This is a genomic window from Aquabacter sp. (assembly GCF_965279295.1).
In the GTDB taxonomy this organism is placed as follows: Bacteria; Pseudomonadota; Alphaproteobacteria; order Rhizobiales; family Xanthobacteraceae; genus Aquabacter.
Window position 1 is genome coordinate 315,470 of record NZ_CBDIHQ010000017.1, and the last position, 18,867, is coordinate 334,336.

An 18,867-nucleotide genomic window follows, 5' to 3' on the forward strand; every position below is an offset into this window, starting at 1 on the left:
TGTGGTGGTGCTGGCGACGCCATACCCCCCCAACCCTCCCCCTCAAGGGGGGAGGGAGCTTAATCGCTCAATTCACCGGCACGATTTCCGCACCCTTGAAGTGGGTGAAGATGTAGTCGTCCTTGCCCAGGGCATCCTGGTTCTCGGGCGTGAAAGGCTTGTTGTAGGTCTTGATCAGGCCCTGATAGGTGCCGATCTCGTAGAACGCCTTGCGCAGCGCCGGCCCGTCGGTGGTGCCGGCCTTGGTGATGGCGAGCGCCAGCAGGTGCATGGCGTCATAGGCGTTGGCGATGCCCACCGCCGGGGTGACGTCCGCGAGCGTGGTGATCTGCGGATACTTGGTCTTGAGCGCCGCAAGAACCGTCTCGCCGGTCTTGGAGAGCTTGCCCGAGAAGGAATAGGTCTGGACCATCTGCACCTTCTCCGCGCTGGGACCGCCCAGTTCGGTGAAGCGCCCGCCGGCCGGACCCCAATGGGAGACCACCGGGACATTCCAGCCCATGCGGTCCAGCGACTTCACCACCTGCGCTGCCGGCTGCACATTGCCCACCAGGAAGATGGTATCCGCGCCGGCATCCTTCAGGCGGGTCAGTTGGGGAACCATGTCGACATCATTGTTGTCGAACTTCTCCGCGCCCACGACGGTGAGCTTGCGGTCGGCGGCGGCGGTCTTGAGCCCCTTGTCGTTGGACTCGCCCCAGGGATTGTTGATCAGCATCAGCCCCGGCTTGGCGGTCTTGTAGGTCTTCACCGCATAGTCGAGCATCGCCTCGTCCACGAGGTCGTCCACTGCCGAGACGCGGAACACATAATTTTCCGCCGCGCCGTTGCGGGTGATGTTCGTGCCCGCCGCCCATACGCCGATGAAGGGAACCTTAGCCTGGTTGGCGAACGGCGCGATGGCGAGCGAGACCGGGGTGTCGATGCCGCCGAAGAAGGCCGCGACCTTCTCCTTCTGGACCAGTTCGCGGGCGGCGAGGACGCCCTTGGCCGGATTGCTTTCATCGTCTCGACGAACCAGCTCGATCTTCTTACCAAGCACACCGCCATCCGCATTGATCTGGTCGATGGCGACCTCGAGTCCACGCGTGATTGCCTCGCCGGATTTGGCCGACTGACCGGACAGGGCGGCGACCAGTCCGACCTTGATGGTCTCCTGCGCAACCGCCGGAACGGCAAGCGCGAGGGCCGCACTGATGCCGAAAACGTAACCCGCGAGGCGCAGGCGGGACCCGATGCGGGACCTAAGGATGGGCGTGACCATGTTCGTCGTTCCTCTCCCGAAAAAGCCAGAACCGGTTCATCGCAAGGCGCGTGCCACCACGCGAAAACCGCCCAGCGCCACGATGATTCCCTTACTCCAGGCGGGTTTGTCTCTCTCCCGCCGGGACCGCATGTGCAGTGCGAAGCCAAAACACAACGCCTAAGCCTTGTGCATTTGTGCGCAATGAATAATCAAAATCGTATACGATTTTGCTGGGAGTGTCTCGGCGTTTCGTCTCCGACCCCTCTTTCAGCGGCCTTCATCGATCGCCATGCATCTTCTCCTGCCTGAATAAACGGCAGATCGGCTGACGCCCCTGATGCGGATTTTGCTCTGAAAATCGCCGTAAAATCGTATACAATACCTCCCCGTCTTGAGCGCCATCCCTTGCCATGCCATTGAGGGGGCGAACGGAGCACGGGATGAAGCAGCGGGGCGAACGAGTCGACGCGATCTATGCGGGTCTGCGCCTCGCAATCCTGGAGCAGGCGCTCCAGCCGGGCACGAAGTTACCCGAAGACACGATCGGCGAACAGTTCGGTGCAAGCCGCACGGTTGTGCGGCGGGCATTGGAGCTTCTGGCGAGCGAAGAGTTGGTGGACATCCGCCCGAACCGCGGCGCCGCCGTCGCCAAGCCCTCGCTTGAGGAGGCCCGCGACCTGTTCAGCGTTCGCCAAGACGTCGAGCAATTGGTGATTCGTCGCCTCTGCGGCCACCTCACCCCCGCCCAAGTGGTGCGCCTTAACGCCCAGATCGAGGCAGAGGAGAGTGCTCATCGCGAGGGCCGGCCGGAATATATCCGCCACGCCGCCGAGTTCCATCTGGTGCTGGCGGAGATGACGGGCAGTCCTTTGCTCGTCCGCTACATGCGCCAACTCGTCGGGCGCAGCGCACTTATTCTCGGTCTCTATGGGCGCCCGCGCTGGACCGATTGTTCAGTGCAGGAACACCGTGACCTTGTTACCTGTCTGGTGGACGGTGACATCGCGCGGCTTGAGCATCTCATGCACGACCATCTGGAAGCCGTGTTGTCCCGTGCCATCGACACCGCCTCGCGGGACAAGGACTGGGGCATCCGCGACCTGCTCGCGCCCTATGCCGAAGCCTCGCGCACCGGCTGAAACCTTAGGTACTCGCCGACGGAAGTTGAGCCGCCGGCAGGACCTCGCGGGTCTCAGCGGCAGTCTTCTTCGTGTCCGTTCTGCCGGACGGTTTCGGTGTCGGTGCCGTCGAAGTCGAACTCCTCCACGGCCGTCGCCCCATAATATACGCAGAAGCGAACATCCGCCTGCGCGGGCGTGCCCTTGGCGCGCACCGTGATGGCGGTTGCGCTGTTTAGCGCCGCGGGAAGGTCGAATTCGGCGGCCGCGCCCTTGGTCCAGGTATGGGCGGGAGCAAGGTTTGCCCGCGCCGTGCCGGTGCTCAGTTCCACCGTATCGGCAACTGTGACGGCCGTGTCCATGCGGACCCACCAGCCTGATTTGTTCGCTTGCGCATGGGCTGCGGTCGCGCCGAGCAGGAGCGCGCACGCGAGCGCGCCTGAGATGATCCGCATGGTCTATTCCCCCGAATAACGGCCCGTCGCCCCGAGGAAACGATAGCCGCAGCTTGACCTTAGCATGCGGCAAAAGGCCAAGGCTGCGGCAACGGCGCGCGTGTTATCGGCCCGTCACTCGCGCCACGGTCGCGGCTGCGCCTTCTCTGAGCAGCAGGTCCAGGCAGCGGCGAACGGGACGGGTGAAACGCTCGTCGCGCGGCAGGTCATCGCCGAACACCTCGCGCACCGCAAGGAGCGCCGGTGCCAGGCGGTTCGCGTCCGGCCCGGCTTCGTCCGCGATCGCTCGCAGGCGGGCGGCCAGCGGGTCGCGCACGTCGATCGGCTGGGCCTTCTCGTCCAGTCCCGTCACGTAGCGCATCCACCCCGCCACACCGAGGGCGATGAAATCGACGGAGGCGTCCAGGGCGAGACGCTCGCGCGCCGGTGCCAGCAGGCGCTGGGGCAATTTCTGGGTTCCATCCATGGCGATCTGCCAGGTGCGATGGCGCAGCGCGGGATTTTTGAACCGCGCGCGCAAGGCCCGCTTGTAGGCCTTGAGATCGGTGCCCTTCGGCATGTGGACGGTGGCCGTCATCTCGTCGTCCTGCAATCGTTCCACAAGCCGCGCAAAAGGCGCGGCCGCCATGGTGTCGGCGATGGTCTCGTAACCGGCGAGATAGCCGAGATAGGCAAGAGTGGAATGGCTGCCGTTGAGCAGGCGCAGCTTCATGTGCTCGAACGGGGCCACGTCCGACACCATCTGCGCGCCGACCGCCTCGAATGGCGGGCGGCCGGTGGGGAAGCGGTCCTCGATCACCCACTGGCTGAAGGGCTCAGCCATAACCGGCCAAGCATCCTCCATCCCGAGCCGTTCGCTGACAGTGCGACGGTCCTCGTCGGTGGTGGACGGGGCGATGCGATCCACCATGGTGGAGGGGAAGGCGACTTCATCGGTGATAAAGGCGCCAAGTGCAGGATCGCGCAGTTCCGCGAAGCGCCGCGTCACCTTCGCCACCGTCTCGCCATTGGCGGGGAGGTTGTCGCAGCACAGCACTGTGAACGGCGCGACGCCCGCGGCACGACGCAGGCGCAATGCCTCCACCAGGAAGCCCGGGGCACTGCGGGGGCTATGGGGCGTCGCGAGGTCCGCGATGATGTCGGCGTGTTCCTCATCCAGCCCGCCGGCTGCCGGGTCGTAGCAATAGCCCTTCTCGGTCACGGTGAGGGTGACGATGCGCACGGCGGGATCCGCCATGGCTGCCAGCAGCAATTGCGGTGCGCGCGGTGCCACGAGTAGGCGGCGCAGCGCGCCGATCACCCGCAGGTCGTCTCCCGCACCGGAGCGGACGCACAGCGTGTAGAGGTCGTCCTGCGGGTCGAGGGCATCGGACGTATCTGGCGAGCGCAGGCTGGCACCGCAGATCGCCCAGTCCAAATGGCCGAGTTCCAGCAGGTCATCCATGTAGACGGCCTGATGGACCCGGTGGAAGGCGCCGACGCCGAGATGGACGATGCCGACCTTCGCGGCGCGCAGGTCATAGCCTGGGCGCACCACGGTCTTCGGCAGGTGTTCCAGGGTCGCGGCGGACAGCCTCACATCAATCTCCGTCTCAAAGCTTATAGGTGCGCTTGGCCAGCGTGTACGCGAGATCGTGCGCGACCTCGCGGGCCTCGTTCTCGCCGAGCCGGTGCTGCGACACAAGGCCGGCCAGGAAAGCGCAATCCACCCGCCGCGCAACGTCATGTCGCGCGGGGATCGAGGGGAAGGCGCGGGTGTCGTCGTTGAAGCCGACGGTGTTGTAGAAGCCGGCGGTTTCGGTGGTCAGCTCGCGGAACCGGCGCATGCCCTCAGGACTGTCGAAGAACCACCACGGAGGGCCGAGGCGCAGCACCGGATAATGCCCCGCCAGCGGCGCCAGTTCGCGGGAATAGGCGGTTTCATCGAGCGTAAACAGGACGATGGTGAGGCCCGGCGTATTTCCGAAGCGGTCAAGCAGGGGCTTCAGGGCGCGCACGTAATCGGTGCGGCTGGGAATATCAGCGCCCATGTCGCGGCCGTGGCGTGCGAACACGCCGCCATTGTGATTGCGCACCGAGCCGGGATGGATCTGCATCACCAGCCCGTCGTCCACCGACATGCGGGCCATTTCGGTGAGCATCTGCGCGCGGAACAGCTCGGAATCTTCAGGGGTGCGCTCGTGCCCCTTGATCCGCTCGAACAGATATTCCGCGTCGGCAGTTGAGAGGTCGGCGGTCAACGCCGAGGGGTGGCCGTGGTCGGAGGAGGTGGCGCCGAAGCTCTTGAAGAATTCACGCCGCTTGCGATGAGCCGCGAGGTAGCCCCTCCAGGACAGCGTATCCTCTCCCGTGAGATCGCCGAACTTGGTGAGATTGCCGAGGAAACCCTCGAAATCGGGGTCAACCACCGGGTCCGGCCGATAGGCGGTGACGACGCGGCCCTTCCAGCCGGACTGGCGGATCATCTTGTGCCACTTCAGGTCGTCCAGAGGACTCTCCGTAGTGGAGATGGCCTCGATGTTGAACCGCTCAAACAGCGCGCGAGGCCGGAACGCATCGGTGCGCAGCGCTGCGGCGATGATGTCATAGGTGTCGTTGGCGTTGCCGGGGCACAGGACCTCGTCGATGCCGAACAGCGTGGAAAAAGCATGGTCCAGCCACATCCGGGTCGGCGTGCCCCGGAGCAGATAGGCATGCTCGGCAAAACGCCGCCAGATGGTCCGCCCGTCCGTCTCCACCGGACCGCCATCCCTGCGCGGCACGCCGAGGTCTTCAAGCGGCACGCCCTGGCTGTACAGCATGCGGAAAATATAATGGTCCGGCACCACGAAGAGCTGGGCGGGGTCCGGGAAATGGGCGTTCTCGGCATACCAGCGTGGGTCGGTGTGGCCGTGCGGGGAGATCAGCGGCAGGCCCTTCACCTCCTCGTAGAGCCAGCGGGCAATGGCGCGAACCTCGGGCTCGGCCGGAAACAGCCGGTCGGGATGCAGGAAGGGGGCAGCGTGCGCGCGCGGGGCCAGTGCGGGCATGACAATCACCTCGAACGTGTCTTGAGTTTCTGAGCAGGGGGGGGCGGCGGAGCGGCGTCCGGAACGGGCTCGTCGAAAAAATCGGGGTGGGCGGAGACGAGTTCGCCGACACTCGGGAGCACCCGGTCGAGGTGCCGCGCCATGGCAGCCTCCGCTTTATCGGGATCGCCCTTCTGGAGAGCATCGACGATGGCGGTGTGCTCCGCGATAACGCTCGCGCGCCGATCGGTCGCCGGCAAAGTGAGGATGCGGCAGCGGTCCACCTGGGCCTTCTCGTGGCGCACCACACGCCAGAGGTTCGGGTGGCCCGAAATCTCCGCCACCGTCTGATGGAAGTCCTCATCCGCAGTGTGGAAGCTGTCGATGCGCTCGCTCTCATGGGCGGCCCGCTGCGCCGCAAGGCCGGCGCGCAGCAAAGCGATGGCGGCGGCATCCGCCCGCACCGCAGCCTCGCGCACGGCGGTGCGCTCCAGGGCCTGCCGGATCACCATGGCATCGCGCACGGCGGGCAGGGAGATGCGCGAAACGAAGGTGCCGTATTGGGGGAAGATATCGACGAGGCGTTCGTCGGCGAGTTTCAGGATCGCCTCGCGTACCGGAGTGCGGCTGACCCCGCAGGATAGCGCGATCTGCTTTTCCTGAAGCGCGGTGCCCGGCGCGATCTCCATGCCTATGATCTGCTCGCGCAGAGCCGCATGAATGCGCGCGGATGCGGTGACGCCGCGCAGGCTTTCCAGGCGCGGGGTGGCGTTGCCTGAAAGGCTACCCAGCGCGCTTTTTTCGCCCAGCGCCAACGCGATTCCTCCGAACCATTTTCTTGTACTTGTATCGGCACTGATATATTAGCATATCAGAAGCGTCAATAATCGCTTGCCGAAAAGGCGGCGGAAACAAGCCGCGCCAAGGGAAAGCCTCGGGCGTGCGGGGAGGGGAGGTTGCCATGATGACACTGGTCGGCGCCGCCCCGCCGCGCACCCTGCGCCTGTCGCCACGCGACAATGTCGCTGTCGCGCTCGACGCACTTCCCGAAGGGGTCTCCATCGAAGGCATCGCCATTCCTGCGCGTGTGCCGAGGGGCCACAAGTTTGCGCTGGAGCCGATCGCCGAGGGCGCGCCGATCCTCAAGTTCGGCCAGATCATCGGCTTTGCGTCCGCACCCATCGCGGCCGGCGCGCATGTTCATGTACACAATGTTGCTCTTCACGATTTTGCCCGCGACTATGCGTTCGCGGCGGACGCCAAGGACGACCTGCTGCTGCCTCCTGGCGAGCGGGGCACGTTCGAGGGCTATCGCCGCTCGAACGGCCGCACCGGCACGCGCAATTATCTCGGCATCCTCACCTCGGTGAACTGCTCGGCCTCGGTGGCTCGCTTTGCGGCGCAGGCACTTGAGCGCTCCGATCTCACCGAATGGTTTCCCGGCATTGACGGTATCGTGCCGATCACCCACGGCACCGGCTGCGGCATGGCCTCGAAGGGCGAGGGCTACGACATCCTCAGCCGCACGCTATGGGGCTATGCCACACACCCCAATTTTGCGGCGGTGGTGATGGTGGGTCTTGGGTGCGAGATGTTCCAGATCGCGCGGTTCAAGTCGGAATATGGGGTGGAGGAGACAGACACTTTCCGCACCCTCACCATCCAGGATGAGGGCGGCACGCGCCGCACCGTGGAGCAGGTTACGGGCGCGCTGAGGGAAATGCTGCCGGCGGCAGCCGCGCTGAAGCGCGAGACGCGGCCCTTGTCCGAACTGGTTCTTGCGCTCCAGTGCGGCGGTTCGGATGGCTATTCCGCGCTCACTGCCAATCCCGCGCTTGGCATCGCCTCCGACCTTCTAGTCCGGCATGGCGGCACCTCGATCCTGTCCGAAACCCCGGAAATCTACGGCGCGGAGCATTTGCTGACCCGCCGCGCCGCGACCCGTGAAATCGGGGAGAAGCTGGTCTCCCGCATCAAGTGGTGGGAAGACTACACGACCCGTAACGGCGGGGAGATGAACAACAATCCCTCGCCCGGCAACAAGGCCGGCGGGCTGACCACAATCCTTGAGAAGTCGCTGGGGGCGGCGGCGAAGGGCGGCACCTCAACGCTCAACGCAGTCTATGAGTATGCCGAGCCGGTCACGGCGCACGGCTTCGTCTACATGGACACGCCCGGCTACGACCCTGTTGCTGCCACCGGGCAGGTGGCCGGCGGGGCGAACCTTATCTGCTTCACCACGGGGCGCGGCTCTGCCTTCGGGTGCAAGCCGACCCCCTCCATCAAGCTCGCCACCAATTCCGACATCTATGCCCGGATGACTGAGGACATGGACATCAATTGCGGCGACGTGCTTGAGGGCGTGCCGCTTGACCAGAAGGGCGCCGAGATTTTCGACCTGGTGGTGCGCGTCGCCTCGGGGGAGCGCACCAAATCCGAGGATTTGGGCTACGGCGACGCCGAGTTCGTTCCCTGGCAAATCGGGGCGGTGATGTGATGATGCCGGGGGGCTTTCATATCGCAGGGAAAAGAGCGGGATTTTCCCCGGACAAGCGAAGCCGTAGGCTGAGCGCAGATCCGGGAGCCGGCGCAATGGTACGGCGAAGCCGGCATCCCGCGCCTAGCGTCGATGCGCCATTGCCGCGCCGCGGCACTGGCGAGCGGAAGTGCCTACGGCAGATTTTCGCGCTGGATCCCGGATCTGCACTCCGGCTTCGCCGTCATTTGTCCAGGACAAGGGCCCTATTCGAACAGGTCCGGGTGCTCCGCTTCAACCTTCGGCAGGGCGCGCAGGATTTCGCTGAGGTGCAACCGCATGGCCTCGCCTGCAGCATCGGGATCGCTGATTTCCACGGCTGCGATGATGGCGCGGTGCTGGTCCACCAGCGGCGCCATGGACCCGGCGAGGGTGAGGTGGCAGGCGCGGTCCATATGGGCCTTGATGTCGCTGATCGCTTCCCAGGCCAGGGCGCAGCCCGCCCCTTCAGCCAGCGTCATATGGAACATCTCATCATAGCGTTGAAACGCCTCGTGGTCGCCGCGCGCTGCCGCGTTGGCCTGAAGGTCCAGGAGATCCTCGACCCGATTGCGCGCGGAGGGGTCGAAACCCTGCGCCGCGCGGCGGGCGACGGCCACCTCGATGGCCTCGCGCACGAACCGCGCCTCCATCATCTTCTTCACGGAAATCTTGACCACCACGGTGCCACGCTGGGGCTGGATTTCCACCAAGCGGGTACGGGCGAGACCGATCAACGCTTCACGGACCGGCTGCCGGGACACGCCGTAGCGTTCCGCGATTTCGGCTTCGGACAGGCGCGTGCCAGGCGGCAGCGCCATGGCCACGATGGCGCGCCGCAGCTCCGCCTCCACTTTACGCGCCGCAGACCCTTGCGGCGGAACTCTTATGGCGTCCAACGGGCGCCCTCCCCAGTTGCGTGCAAATTCATACTACCATACAAGAAGCGAAATGGAGCATAGACTCCGCTGACGCTAGGTTAAACCGGATGGGCTCGTCCATCCCACCAACAACATGGCCACCAAGGCCGGACCCGAAAAAGATATCGTTTCTGCCTAGGGAGAATGCTCATGTTTACCCGTCGCCGTGCGATTGCGCTGGCTGCTGCCCTTTCCATCGCCCCCGTGGTTCCCGCCTTTGCGCAGAGCGTGACCTTGCGCTCCGCAGACATCCATCCGGATGGATACCCCACCGTGGAAGCGGTGAAGTATTTCGGCAAGGCACTGTCGGATAAAACCAACGGCAAATACAACGTCCAGGTGTTTTTCTCCGGCCAACTCGGCCAGGAGAAGGAGACCATCGAGCAGACGCGCTTCGGCGTCATCGATCTGAACCGCGTGAACACCGCGCCGTTCAACAATCTCATCCCTGAAACCGCGGTTCTCGGCCTGCCGTTCCTGTTCCGGTCCGTTGAGCATATGTACCATGTGGTGGACGGTCCGCTCGGCGCGGAGATCGCCAAGGCGTTCGAGCCGCACGGCCTCATAGTGCTCGGTTTCTTCGATTCCGGCGCGCGCTCCATGTACAATTCCAAGCGCCCGATCAAGACGCTGGCCGACATGAAGGGCATGAAGATCCGCGTCCAGCAGTCGGATCTGTTCATCTCCATGATCAACGCGCTCGGCGCCAATGCGACGCCGATGCCGTTCGGCGAACTCTATTCCGCGTTGCAGACCGGCCTCGTGGACGGGGCGGAGAACAACTTCCCGTCCTATGAGTCCGTGAAGCACTACGAAGTCGCGAAATACTTCTCGCTGACCGAGCATTCCATGGCCCCCGAAGTCTTCGTGATGTCGAAGATGGCGTGGGACAAGCTGTCTCCTGCGGACCAGAAGCTCTTCAAGGAGGCTGGTGTCGAAGCCACCAAGAAGATGCGCGAACTGTGGACCGCACGCGACGAGCAGTCGAAGGCCATTGTGATCAAGGGCGGCGCCATTATCAACGAGGTGGACAAGCAGCCTTTCATCGACGCGATGAAGCCGGTCTACGACAAGTTCGTCACCTCCGAGAAGATGAAGAGCCTGGTAGAGCGCATCAAAGCGACCCAGTGATCTGAAAAACGTGGCCCGGCGTGCGCCGGGCCACTCCTTCCATTTCGATGTCCCGATTGCGGTTTCAGGCCATGAGCCAGACATCATCCCAGAGGCAGAGCACCATGGGTAAAACCCCCGCCTTGCTCCAGCTCCACCGTGCGGTTCGCCGGCTGTCGAACGCCGCGCTGTGGATCTCCGGTATCGGCCTGCTGGTTATGACCGGCTGCGTGACATGGCAGGTCATCGGCCGCTACATCCTGAACGACTCGCCGAGTTGGACCGAGCCCTTCTCCCTGCTGCTGATGAGCTGGTTCATCCTGCTCGGCGCGGCGGTGGGCGTGCGCGAGGGGAACCACCTCGGCTTCGAAATCGGCCTGCATTATGCCCCCCCGCCGCTGCGCCGCGCCATGGAGATCGTTACCGACCTTCTGGTGCTGTTCTTCGGCATCGCCATGGCTTGGTACGGCTGGGCGCTGGCGATGGGCACCTGGGCCGCCAAGATGGCCGGAGTCAATCTGCCACAGGGCGTCGATTACCTGCCCCTGGCGGGCGGGGGCGTGATGATTGCTCTGTTCTCTTTGGAAAAGCTTCTGGTCCACGCGACAAGCAGGGAGGTGGAAGAGGTTCCCCTGCATGGCGTGCATACGGTCGAGTAGGAAACCGCGCCATGGCCATGACCATCCTGTTCGGGGCATTCACCCTGCTTCTCGTCATCGGCATGCCGGTGGCCTTCTGCCTCGGCCTCGCGTCGCTGGCGACCGTGATCTACATGGGCCTGCCACCCATCGTGGTGTTCCAGCAGATCAATTCCGGCATGAACGCCTTCTCCATGCTGGCGATCCCGTTCTTCATCTTCGCCGGCGACCTGATGATGCGCGGCGGCATCGCCGACCGGCTCATCGGCATGGCGGCATCACTGTTCGGTCATCTGCGCGGTGGCCTCGGCCAGGTGAACGTGGTGGCTTCCACCCTGTTCGGCGGCATCTCCGGATCGGCGGTGGCGGACGCCTCGGCCATCGGCGGCATCATGATTCCGCAGATGGAAAAGCGCGGCTACGCCAAGGACTATGCTGTGAACGTGACGGTCAATGCCGCGATCATCGCGCTGTTGATACCGCCGTCGCACAACATGATCATCTATTCCCTGGCGGCCGGCGGGACCATCTCTATCGCCGACCTGTTCACCGCCGGCGTCGTGCCCGGCATCCTGCTCGCCATCGCACTCATGATCACTGCCTATGTGGTGGCCCGTCGGCGCAACTACCCGGCCGGCACGTTCCCCGGCTGGGCAGGCGTCGGGCGCTCGGTGGTGCAGGCGATCCCCGGCATCCTGCTGATCGGCATCATCTTCGGCGGCGTGCGCTCGGGCATTTTCACCGCGACGGAATCCTCCTGCATCGCCGTGATCTACGCGCTACTGGTGACGGTTTTCGTCTATCGCGAGTTGGACTTGGCCGCGTTCTGGGAGGCGACGCTCGGCGCGGTGCGCACCACGGCCATGGTGCTGCTGGTGATCGGCACGGCCGGCGCCTTCGGATGGCTCATGGCCTTCCTCCAGGTCCCCAAGGCCACCATCGAGCTGATGCAGTCAATCTCCGACAACAAGTACGTCATCCTGCTGCTCATCAACATCATCCTGCTGGTTCTCGGCACGTTCATGGACATGGCGCCGATGATCATCATCTGCACCCCAATCTTCCTGCCGCTCATCAAGGCGTTCGGCATTGATCCGGTGCAGTTCGGTGTGATCCTTATCCTCAACGCCGGCATCGGCCTTAACACCCCGCCGGTGGGCTCGGTGCTGTTTGTGGGATGCGCGGTGGGGAAGATCACCATCGGCGAGGCGATGAAGACGATATGGCCGTTCTTCGGCGCCAGCATCTTCGTGCTGATGCTTGTCACCTATATCCCCGCTGTTTCCCTCTGGCTGCCTGCCTTGTTCCACTGAGGCGGGCACCCTTTTCATCGAGGTCTTTTTCATGATCACTGACGTGCGCCATGTGTGCCACCCTGACGCTGTCCGCTTTTTCGATACCGACGAACTGCGCCAGCATTTCCTCATCGAGGAATTGTTCGAGCCGGGGATGGTGCATCTCACCTATTCCCACATCGAGCGGTTCGTGGTGGGCGGCGTGACCCCGCTGTCCGCGCCGCTGAAGCTTGAGAGCGACAAGGCGACCATCGGCTCGCCGAACTTCCTTGATCGGCGCGAACTGGGCGTTTTCAACATCGGCGGGCCTGGCAAGGTGGAGGCCGACGGCGTCGTCTATGCCCTCGACCATCGTGATGCGCTGTATGTGGCGATGGGGACGAAGGAGGTGCGCTTCACGTCCGACAACCCCAAGATTCCGGCCAAATTCTACCTGCTCTCGACCCCGGCTCACACCCGCTACGAGAGCAAGGTGGTGAAGGTTTCGGAGGCGAAAAGTGTCCCGCTTGGTGACCAGACGACCGCCAACAAGCGCACGATCTACCAGATGATCCACCCCGACGTGGTGCAGTCCTGTCAGCTCGTCATGGGCATGACTCAACTCGCTGAAGGCAACATCTGGAACACCATGCCGTGCCACGTCCATGACCGCCGTTCTGAGGTCTATCTGTATTTCGACGTGGCAGCGGACGCGCGGGTCATTCACATAATGGGCGAGCCGTCCGAGACCCGGCATCTGGTGGTGGCGAACGGGCAGGCGGTGCTCTCGCCGCCCTGGTCGATCCATTCCGGCGTCGGCACCCGCGCCTACACCTTCATCTGGGGCATGGGCGGGGACAATATCGACTATACCGACATGGACGTCGTGCCCATGGATCAGCTTCGGTGAGCCCGTTCGACCTCTCGGGCAAGCGCGCCGTCGTCACCGGGGCGAATACCGGGCTTGGACAGGCGGTCGCGGTGGCGCTGGCCGAGGCCGGCGCGGCGATCGTCGCGGTGGGCCGCTCGTCGATGGAAGACACGGGGGAAAAGCTGCGCCACACAGGCGTCGCCTTCACCGAGGTGAAGGCGGATCTCGGCACGCTTGAGCCGATCTCGCGCATCGTCGCGGAGGCGGGGCAGGGCGGGCGCGTCGATATTCTGGTGAACAATGCCGGCATCATCCGCCGCGCCGATGCCATCGACTTTAGCGAAGCCGACTGGGACGCGGTGATGGATGTTAACCTCAAGGGCGCGTTCTTCCTGACCCAGGCATTCGCGCGCGGCTGGATCGCGGATGGCGCGGGCGGCAAGGTCATCAACATCGCCTCGCTGCTGTCCTTCCAGGGCGGCATCCGCGTTCCCTCCTACACCGCGAGCAAGAGCGGGTTGGCCGGCCTCACCCGGCTGCTGGCCTGCGAATGGGCGGGCAAGGGGATCAATGTGAACGCCATCGCGCCGGGGTATTTCGTCACCAACAACACCGATGCGCTTCGCAACGACCCCAAACGCTCGGCCGACATCCTCGCCCGTATTCCGGCGGGTCATTGGGGAGAGCCGTCGGAGCTTGGCGGTGCGGCGGTGTTTCTGGCGTCGTCCGCCGCCACTTATGTGCATGGCGTGGTATTGCCCGTGGACGGCGGCTGGCTGGCCCGCTGAGGAGATTTCAGGATGACGGAAAAGGGCGCGTTCTTCGGCTATGCGGACACCACCGAAACCGAGGTGGTGGACGATAATATCCGCCGGCAGATCCTCACCTATAACGACGAGATCATGCTGGTGCGCGTGATCGCCACCAAGCCGGGATCGTGCGGCGCATTCCATAGCCACCCGCATGTTCAGATCACCAGCGTCGAGAGCGGCGTGTTCGATGCCACCATCGACGGCAAGACCTCGCGCTTGAAAGCGGGCGACAGCTTCTACGTGCCCACCGGCCTCTGGCACGGCTGCGAATGCATCGAGCCGGGCGTCCTGATCGACGTGTTCACACCCATGCGTGCTGAGTTCATCAAGGGATAGAGCGCGTCAGCCCTTTGCCCTGGTCCACGGCTTTGAAAGCTGAGACAGTTCCGCCAGTATCTGGCTGGAGTCTGGGCTATGGCGAAGGACAAAGACGGAAAGCCCGCACCGTCACGCCGCGAACTGTTCACATCAGGTGCCGCCCTGCTCGGCGCGAGCCTCCTGCCCCAGGTCGCGCACTCGGCGGATGCAGTGCCGGCGGGAGCGGTCCGGCCCGTGAAGGGGCCGGACGCACCGCCGGGTGGCTACAACATTCTGTTCATCCTGGTGGACCAGGAGCATTTCTTCGATGCCTGGCCGTTTCCGGTGCCCGGCCGGGAATGGATCAAGGCCAACGGCATTACCTTCCGCAATCATCAGGCGGCGTCGTGTGTGTGCTCGCCGGCGCGCTCGACGCTCTATACCGGCCAGCACATTCCGCACACCGGTGTCTATGACAACGCCAACGCCCTTTGGCAGGCGGATATGTCGACCGATGTGAAAACCATCGGCCACCGCCTCTCACAACTCGGCTATCACGCGGCCTACCAGGGCAAGTGGCACCTTTCGATCAATCTCGATCAGGTGTCCGAGGCCATCGAGGCTCCGCTTCTGGCCTATCGCAAGATCATCCAGAGCTATGGCTTCGATGATTTCTTCGGTGTCGGCGATATCAATGACCGCACGCTGGGCGGCTATAATTACGACGACACCACCACCGCCTTCGTGACGCGCTGGCTGCGGACCAAGGGGCAGGACCTGCGCGCAGCCGGCACGCCATGGTACCTGGCGGTGAACTTCGTCAATCCGCACGACGTGATGTTCATCAACTCGGACCTGCCGGGGCAGACAGTCCAGGGCAAGCAGTCGCTCATGCCGATCGCCCGCGCGCCGGCGAACGAACTCTACAAGGCCGACTGGGACGTGCCGTTGCCTTCCACCCGCACCCAAGCCTTCGATGCGCCGGGCAGGCCCATGGCGCAGCAGACCTATCAGAAGGTGATCGACCTGCTGGTCGGCCAGTGGCCCGACGAGGATCGCCGCTGGCGCCTGCTCCAGAACTATTATTTCAACTGCATCCGGGATTGCGACCTGCAGGTGACGCGGGTTTTGAAGGCCGTGAAGGCCAATGGCATGGCGGATGACACGATCATCATTTTCACCGCCGACCACGGGGAGCTTGGCGGCCACCACCAGATGCGCGGCAAGGGTAATTCCACCTATCGCCAGCAGAACCACTTGCCGCTGATGATCGTCCACCCCGCCTATCCCGGCGGTCTCGCCTGCGATGCCGTTACGTCCCAGGTGGACCTGACGCCGACGATCCTCGCGTTGACCGGCGCCGCGCCGGACAAGCTGAAGGCGACGGCTGACGGCCTGCCGGGCCACGATTTCTCTCCGCTCCTGACTGCGCCCGGCGCCGCCAAACCGGATACGCTGCGGCCGGGATCGCTGTTCTGCTACAATATGTTGAGCTACCAGGACGCCAGATGGGCGGCTCATTTTGATGTGAAGTCGAACAGCAATCTGAGCCTGGACCAGCGCATCGCCGCCATGCGGGCCAATCCGCCGGATTTCCAGCTCCGCTGCTCGATCCGCAGCATGTTCGACGGGCGTTACCGCTTCAGCCGCTATTTCTCGCCCCAGGGATTCAATACGCCCACGACGTGGGAGGAATTGACGGCGAAGAACGATCTTGAGGTCTACGACCTTCAGGATGACCCGGATGAGGTCAACAACCTCGCCCTGTCAGGCAAGGCGAAAGGCGACCTCATCCTGGCGCTGAACACGACACTGAACAGCCTCATCGCCAGGGAAGTTGGCGTGGACGACGGCAGCTTCCTGCCATTCAAGAACGGCCGGTGGATATTTCCCACGGCAGACCAGCGATAGCGGGTTTCCAAAGGCCCTTTAGGCTTCGGAACGCACCTGGTCGCTCCGCCCCTCGCCTTTAGCGGAACGCGGCCTTGAGCATCTCGGGCGGGAATAGCGTCGAGGCGTTGGCGACGCTGGTCGTGCCCACCTTCAGCCATTTCGCGATCAACGCATCGAGCGTGCCGTCCCGGGCGAGATCGGCCTGCGCGTGGTTGATCGTGTCGCGCAGTGCGGTGTCGCCTTTGCGCACGCTGAGGGCGATGAACTCGCAGGTGATCGCGCTTTGCACGATGCGCAAATCGGGAAAGTCCCGCAGCAGCACGCCCATGACAGGGGCAAGCTTCATGAAGCTGTCGCAGCGGCCCTTGGCGACATCCACCAGAGCCTGGCCGATGCGGTTGTAGGGATAAATCTTCACCGCCTTCGCCCGGCCTTCGGCAACCAGCCTCTGGGCGAACGGCTGGCTGGTATTGCCGCTCTGAACGCCGATGGTCAGGCCCTTGAGGTCGTCGATGGACTTCACCTGTGGCAGGCGCGTTTTGTTGACCACCAGGGACTGCCCGGAGACGGCATAGGGCTCGCAGAAGTCCGCCACCTTCGCGCGTTCCGGCGTCATCGTCGTGCCGGAGGCAACGCAATCGAAGGTGCCGGCGTCGAGCCCCGCGAAGACGCCGTTGAAGTCCGCACCGGTGTAGCGCACGAGTTGCCAGGGCCGCCCGAGGCGCTGGGCGATGAGCTGTGTCCACTCGATGTCGAAGCCAGCGGGCGGCTTGTCCTCGATGACGACCTCAAACGGCGGATCGGGCAAGGCGGAGGCCACACGCAGGGGCGCCGCCGCGCGCGCCGGACGCGTGCCGCAGACGAACAGGCCCGGCGCCAAGGCCAGGGCGCCGAGGCCGCCGAGCAGATCGCGTCGCTTCACGATAGGGTTTCCGCTTAGGCCGATGACCTCATTCTCCCGTCGAAAGGAAACGGTCGGCGTCGAACACCTCGCCAAACTGTGTGGCCACGCAGTCGGGCACATGCGCAGCGGTGGGAACGGGCGGACCCACTGCTGCATCGTAAAGGTCTGGACGATAGACCGAAATCGCCTCGCGGGCGGCATCCGCTGCCCATTCCCCTTGCCGTGCCTTGACGATCTGGCCGTACATCCACAAGGCATGGCCGAGATCCGGCCGATTGGCGTTGTCGCGGTTCAGCACGAGATAGTCGGGATGGGAGCGCGATGCGCCACCGGGCGCGGTGTGGAGGCGCCCGTCGAGGGTCCGTCGCAGAATGTCGGCGGGCAGGCCGAGGTAGCGCGGCTCACCCAGCAGGCGCGCGAGGTCTTCGTGATTGACCGGGTCCTCGCACCAGCGGGCGGCGGCATGCAGCGCGCGCACCAGGCGGCGCAGCAGGTCCGGCTCGGTGTTCACGAGGCGGGCGTGAACGCCCAGCACCTTTTCCGGCACCCAGCCGAAGATCTCCGCGCCCAGGACCGCGATCCGCCCGACATCCGCGTCCACCGCCACGCTGTTCCAGGGGCTGCCGACGGAGAAACCGTGGATAAGCCCGTTGCGCAGGCTCTCTGCCATGAAGGGCGGCGGGATGACCACAAGGCGCACGTCCCTGTCGGGATCGATGCCGCCTGCTTTCAGGAAATGGCGGATCAGATAGGTATGGGTGGAGAAGGAATAGACCGCCGCGAAGGTAAGCGGATCGCGCCCGGCAGCACGCCGCGCCGCCACCACCTTGCCCAGCGCGCCGGCGGCGCCCAGGGCGTTAGAGAGATCATCCCCGGTCTCGCCCATCTCGGCATAGACATCCTTGGCGATGGTGATGGCGCTGCCGTTCAGGTTCAACGCGAATGGCACCACCAGGGGTACGCGCACATGGCCAAGGCCCAGGGAGGATGCGATGGCGAGCGGACCCAGCATATGGGCGCCATCGAGAAGGCCGACATTCACCTTGTCGCGGATATTGGCCCAGGAGACCTCCTTGTGCAGGTCGATCTCGATCCCCTCCGCCATGGAGAAGCCGCGCTCGGCCGCCGCGATCAAGACCGCCGCGTCGGTGAGGGGAATGAAGCCCATGGCGAGGCGTCTCATCGCAGAAGCTCCGCGGCTGTAATGACCGATTGCGCAATATCCACCAGCCGCTTCTTCTCATTCATGGCGGTGCGCCGGATGAGGCCATAAGCGGTCTGCTCGTCGATATTCTTGGCCTTCATGAGAATGAGTTTCGCGCGGTCCACCAGCTTGCGTTCTTCAAGCTGGCTCCGGGCCTCCTCAAGCTCCTCGCGCAAACGCGCGAAGGCACGGTAGCGAGAAATCGTTGTTTCCAGGATCGGCCGCAGCCGGTCCTTTCGCAGGCCATCCACCACGTAGGACGCGACGCCCGCCGCGATCGCCTCCTCGATGGTGGACCTGTCCGACTGGTCCACGAACATGGCCACCGGCCGCTTCACCTCGCGGCTGACATGGAACATCTGCTCGATGGTGTCGCGGCTGGGATTTTCCAGGTCGATGATGATGACGTCGGGGTCGATGGCGTAGATGCGCTCCAGAAGGTTGTTCACCCCCTCCAGGCGCAGCACGTTGACATATCCCGCCTCCCGCAGCCCCTCACCGAGGATGGCCGCGCGAACCGGACTGTCATCGACGATGACGATGCGCAGGGAGAGATCGTTCGCCATGAACCTTGCGCTGTTGAGTGCTTCGTACAAAGCAAA

The 18,867-nt window shown here is 64.2% G+C and carries 18 protein-coding genes; 9 read left to right on the forward strand and 9 right to left on the reverse strand.

Translation table 11 applies throughout. The features are described from left to right. Window positions 1–67 precede the first annotated feature (67 nt). Window positions 68–1,264 (reverse strand): ABC transporter substrate-binding protein, encoded by a 1,197-nt coding sequence (locus ADADO0_RS16100; protein WP_511306189.1) that lies wholly within the window; start codon window positions 1,262–1,264, stop codon window positions 68–70. Between the two features lie 422 nt (window positions 1,265–1,686). On the opposite strand from ADADO0_RS16100, the gene ADADO0_RS16105 reads away from it, so the two are divergent. Further along, entirely contained in the window at window positions 1,687–2,385 is a 699-nt protein-coding gene (locus tag ADADO0_RS16105; RefSeq protein WP_511306190.1) for a GntR family transcriptional regulator, read from the forward strand. Between the two features lie 53 nt (window positions 2,386–2,438). Here ADADO0_RS16105 and ADADO0_RS16110 read toward each other — a convergent pair whose 3' ends face one another. From ADADO0_RS16110 to ADADO0_RS16125, 4 genes are all read right to left on the reverse strand, one after another. Continuing rightward, complete coding sequence (locus tag ADADO0_RS16110; RefSeq protein ID WP_511306191.1) at window positions 2,439–2,819, reverse strand: hypothetical protein; 381 nt, start codon at window positions 2,817–2,819, stop codon at window positions 2,439–2,441. Window positions 2,820–2,922: 103 nt separating this feature from the next. After that, window positions 2,923–4,398: a mannitol dehydrogenase family protein gene (locus ADADO0_RS16115; protein WP_511306192.1), complete on the reverse strand. Its 1,476-nt coding sequence runs from the start codon at window positions 4,396–4,398 to the stop codon at window positions 2,923–2,925. 13 nt (window positions 4,399–4,411) lie between these two features. Continuing rightward, complete coding sequence (uxaC, locus tag ADADO0_RS16120; RefSeq protein WP_511306193.1) at window positions 4,412–5,848, reverse strand: glucuronate isomerase; 1,437 nt, start codon at window positions 5,846–5,848, stop codon at window positions 4,412–4,414. A 5-nt stretch (window positions 5,849–5,853) separates the two neighbouring features. Further along, window positions 5,854–6,642 carry a GntR family transcriptional regulator gene (locus ADADO0_RS16125; protein WP_511306194.1) on the reverse strand — a complete coding sequence of 263 codons (789 nt, stop codon included), beginning with the start codon at window positions 6,640–6,642 and terminating at the stop codon, window positions 5,854–5,856. A gap of 149 nt (window positions 6,643–6,791) precedes the next feature. On the opposite strand from ADADO0_RS16125, the gene ADADO0_RS16130 reads away from it, so the two are divergent. Next, window positions 6,792–8,324, forward strand: coding sequence for a D-arabinonate dehydratase (locus tag ADADO0_RS16130; RefSeq protein ID WP_511306549.1), 1,533 nt, complete (start codon window positions 6,792–6,794; stop codon window positions 8,322–8,324). Between the two features lie 245 nt (window positions 8,325–8,569). On the opposite strand, the gene ADADO0_RS16135 is transcribed toward ADADO0_RS16130, so the two are convergent. Next, window positions 8,570–9,241, reverse strand: coding sequence for a GntR family transcriptional regulator (locus ADADO0_RS16135; RefSeq protein WP_511306195.1), 672 nt, complete (start codon window positions 9,239–9,241; stop codon window positions 8,570–8,572). A 165-nt stretch (window positions 9,242–9,406) separates the two neighbouring features. Here ADADO0_RS16135 and ADADO0_RS16140 point away from each other — a divergent pair, with 165 nt between their 5' ends. The 7 genes from ADADO0_RS16140 to ADADO0_RS16170 all read left to right on the forward strand — a co-directional run bounded on the left by ADADO0_RS16140 (window position 9,407) and on the right by ADADO0_RS16170 (window position 16,175). Then, the gene (locus tag ADADO0_RS16140) at window positions 9,407–10,393 is read left to right on the forward strand and encodes a TRAP transporter substrate-binding protein (protein ID WP_511306196.1); all 987 of its coding nucleotides are present in this window, start codon (window positions 9,407–9,409) and stop codon (window positions 10,391–10,393) included. A 104-nt stretch (window positions 10,394–10,497) separates the two neighbouring features. Continuing rightward, window positions 10,498–11,031 carry a TRAP transporter small permease gene (locus tag ADADO0_RS16145; RefSeq protein ID WP_511306197.1) on the forward strand — a complete coding sequence of 178 codons (534 nt, stop codon included), beginning with the start codon at window positions 10,498–10,500 and terminating at the stop codon, window positions 11,029–11,031. A gap of 11 nt (window positions 11,032–11,042) precedes the next feature. Next, window positions 11,043–12,323 (forward strand): TRAP transporter large permease, encoded by a 1,281-nt coding sequence (locus ADADO0_RS16150; protein WP_511306198.1) that lies wholly within the window; start codon window positions 11,043–11,045, stop codon window positions 12,321–12,323. Window positions 12,324–12,354: 31 nt separating this feature from the next. Further along, on the forward strand, window positions 12,355–13,194 hold the full coding sequence (gene kduI / locus ADADO0_RS16155) for a 5-dehydro-4-deoxy-D-glucuronate isomerase (protein WP_511306199.1): 840 nt from the start codon (window positions 12,355–12,357) through the stop codon (window positions 13,192–13,194). Next, window positions 13,191–13,943: a 2-dehydro-3-deoxy-D-gluconate 5-dehydrogenase KduD gene (gene kduD, locus ADADO0_RS16160; protein ID WP_511306200.1), complete on the forward strand. Its 753-nt coding sequence runs from the start codon at window positions 13,191–13,193 to the stop codon at window positions 13,941–13,943. The genes kduI and kduD overlap by 4 nt, the downstream gene beginning before the upstream one ends. 12 nt (window positions 13,944–13,955) lie before the next feature. Beyond that, window positions 13,956–14,303, forward strand: coding sequence for a cupin domain-containing protein (locus ADADO0_RS16165; RefSeq protein WP_511306201.1), 348 nt, complete (start codon window positions 13,956–13,958; stop codon window positions 14,301–14,303). Between the two features lie 78 nt (window positions 14,304–14,381). Beyond that, window positions 14,382–16,175 (forward strand): sulfatase family protein, encoded by a 1,794-nt coding sequence (locus tag ADADO0_RS16170; RefSeq protein ID WP_511306202.1) that lies wholly within the window; start codon window positions 14,382–14,384, stop codon window positions 16,173–16,175. A 58-nt stretch (window positions 16,176–16,233) separates the two neighbouring features. Here ADADO0_RS16170 and ADADO0_RS16175 read toward each other — a convergent pair whose 3' ends face one another. From ADADO0_RS16175 to ADADO0_RS16185, 3 genes are read right to left on the reverse strand one after another with little or no spacing between them, the layout of a single operon-like run. Then, window positions 16,234–17,079 carry an ABC transporter substrate-binding protein gene (locus ADADO0_RS16175; protein ID WP_511306203.1) on the reverse strand — a complete coding sequence of 282 codons (846 nt, stop codon included), beginning with the start codon at window positions 17,077–17,079 and terminating at the stop codon, window positions 16,234–16,236. A gap of 28 nt (window positions 17,080–17,107) precedes the next feature. After that, window positions 17,108–18,244, reverse strand: coding sequence for a CmpA/NrtA family ABC transporter substrate-binding protein (locus ADADO0_RS16180; RefSeq protein WP_511306204.1), 1,137 nt, complete (start codon window positions 18,242–18,244; stop codon window positions 17,108–17,110). Then, window positions 18,241–18,831, reverse strand: coding sequence for an ANTAR domain-containing response regulator (locus tag ADADO0_RS16185; RefSeq protein ID WP_511306205.1), 591 nt, complete (start codon window positions 18,829–18,831; stop codon window positions 18,241–18,243). Before ADADO0_RS16185 ends, ADADO0_RS16180 begins: the two co-directional genes overlap by 4 nt. Window positions 18,832–18,867 lie beyond the last annotated feature (36 nt).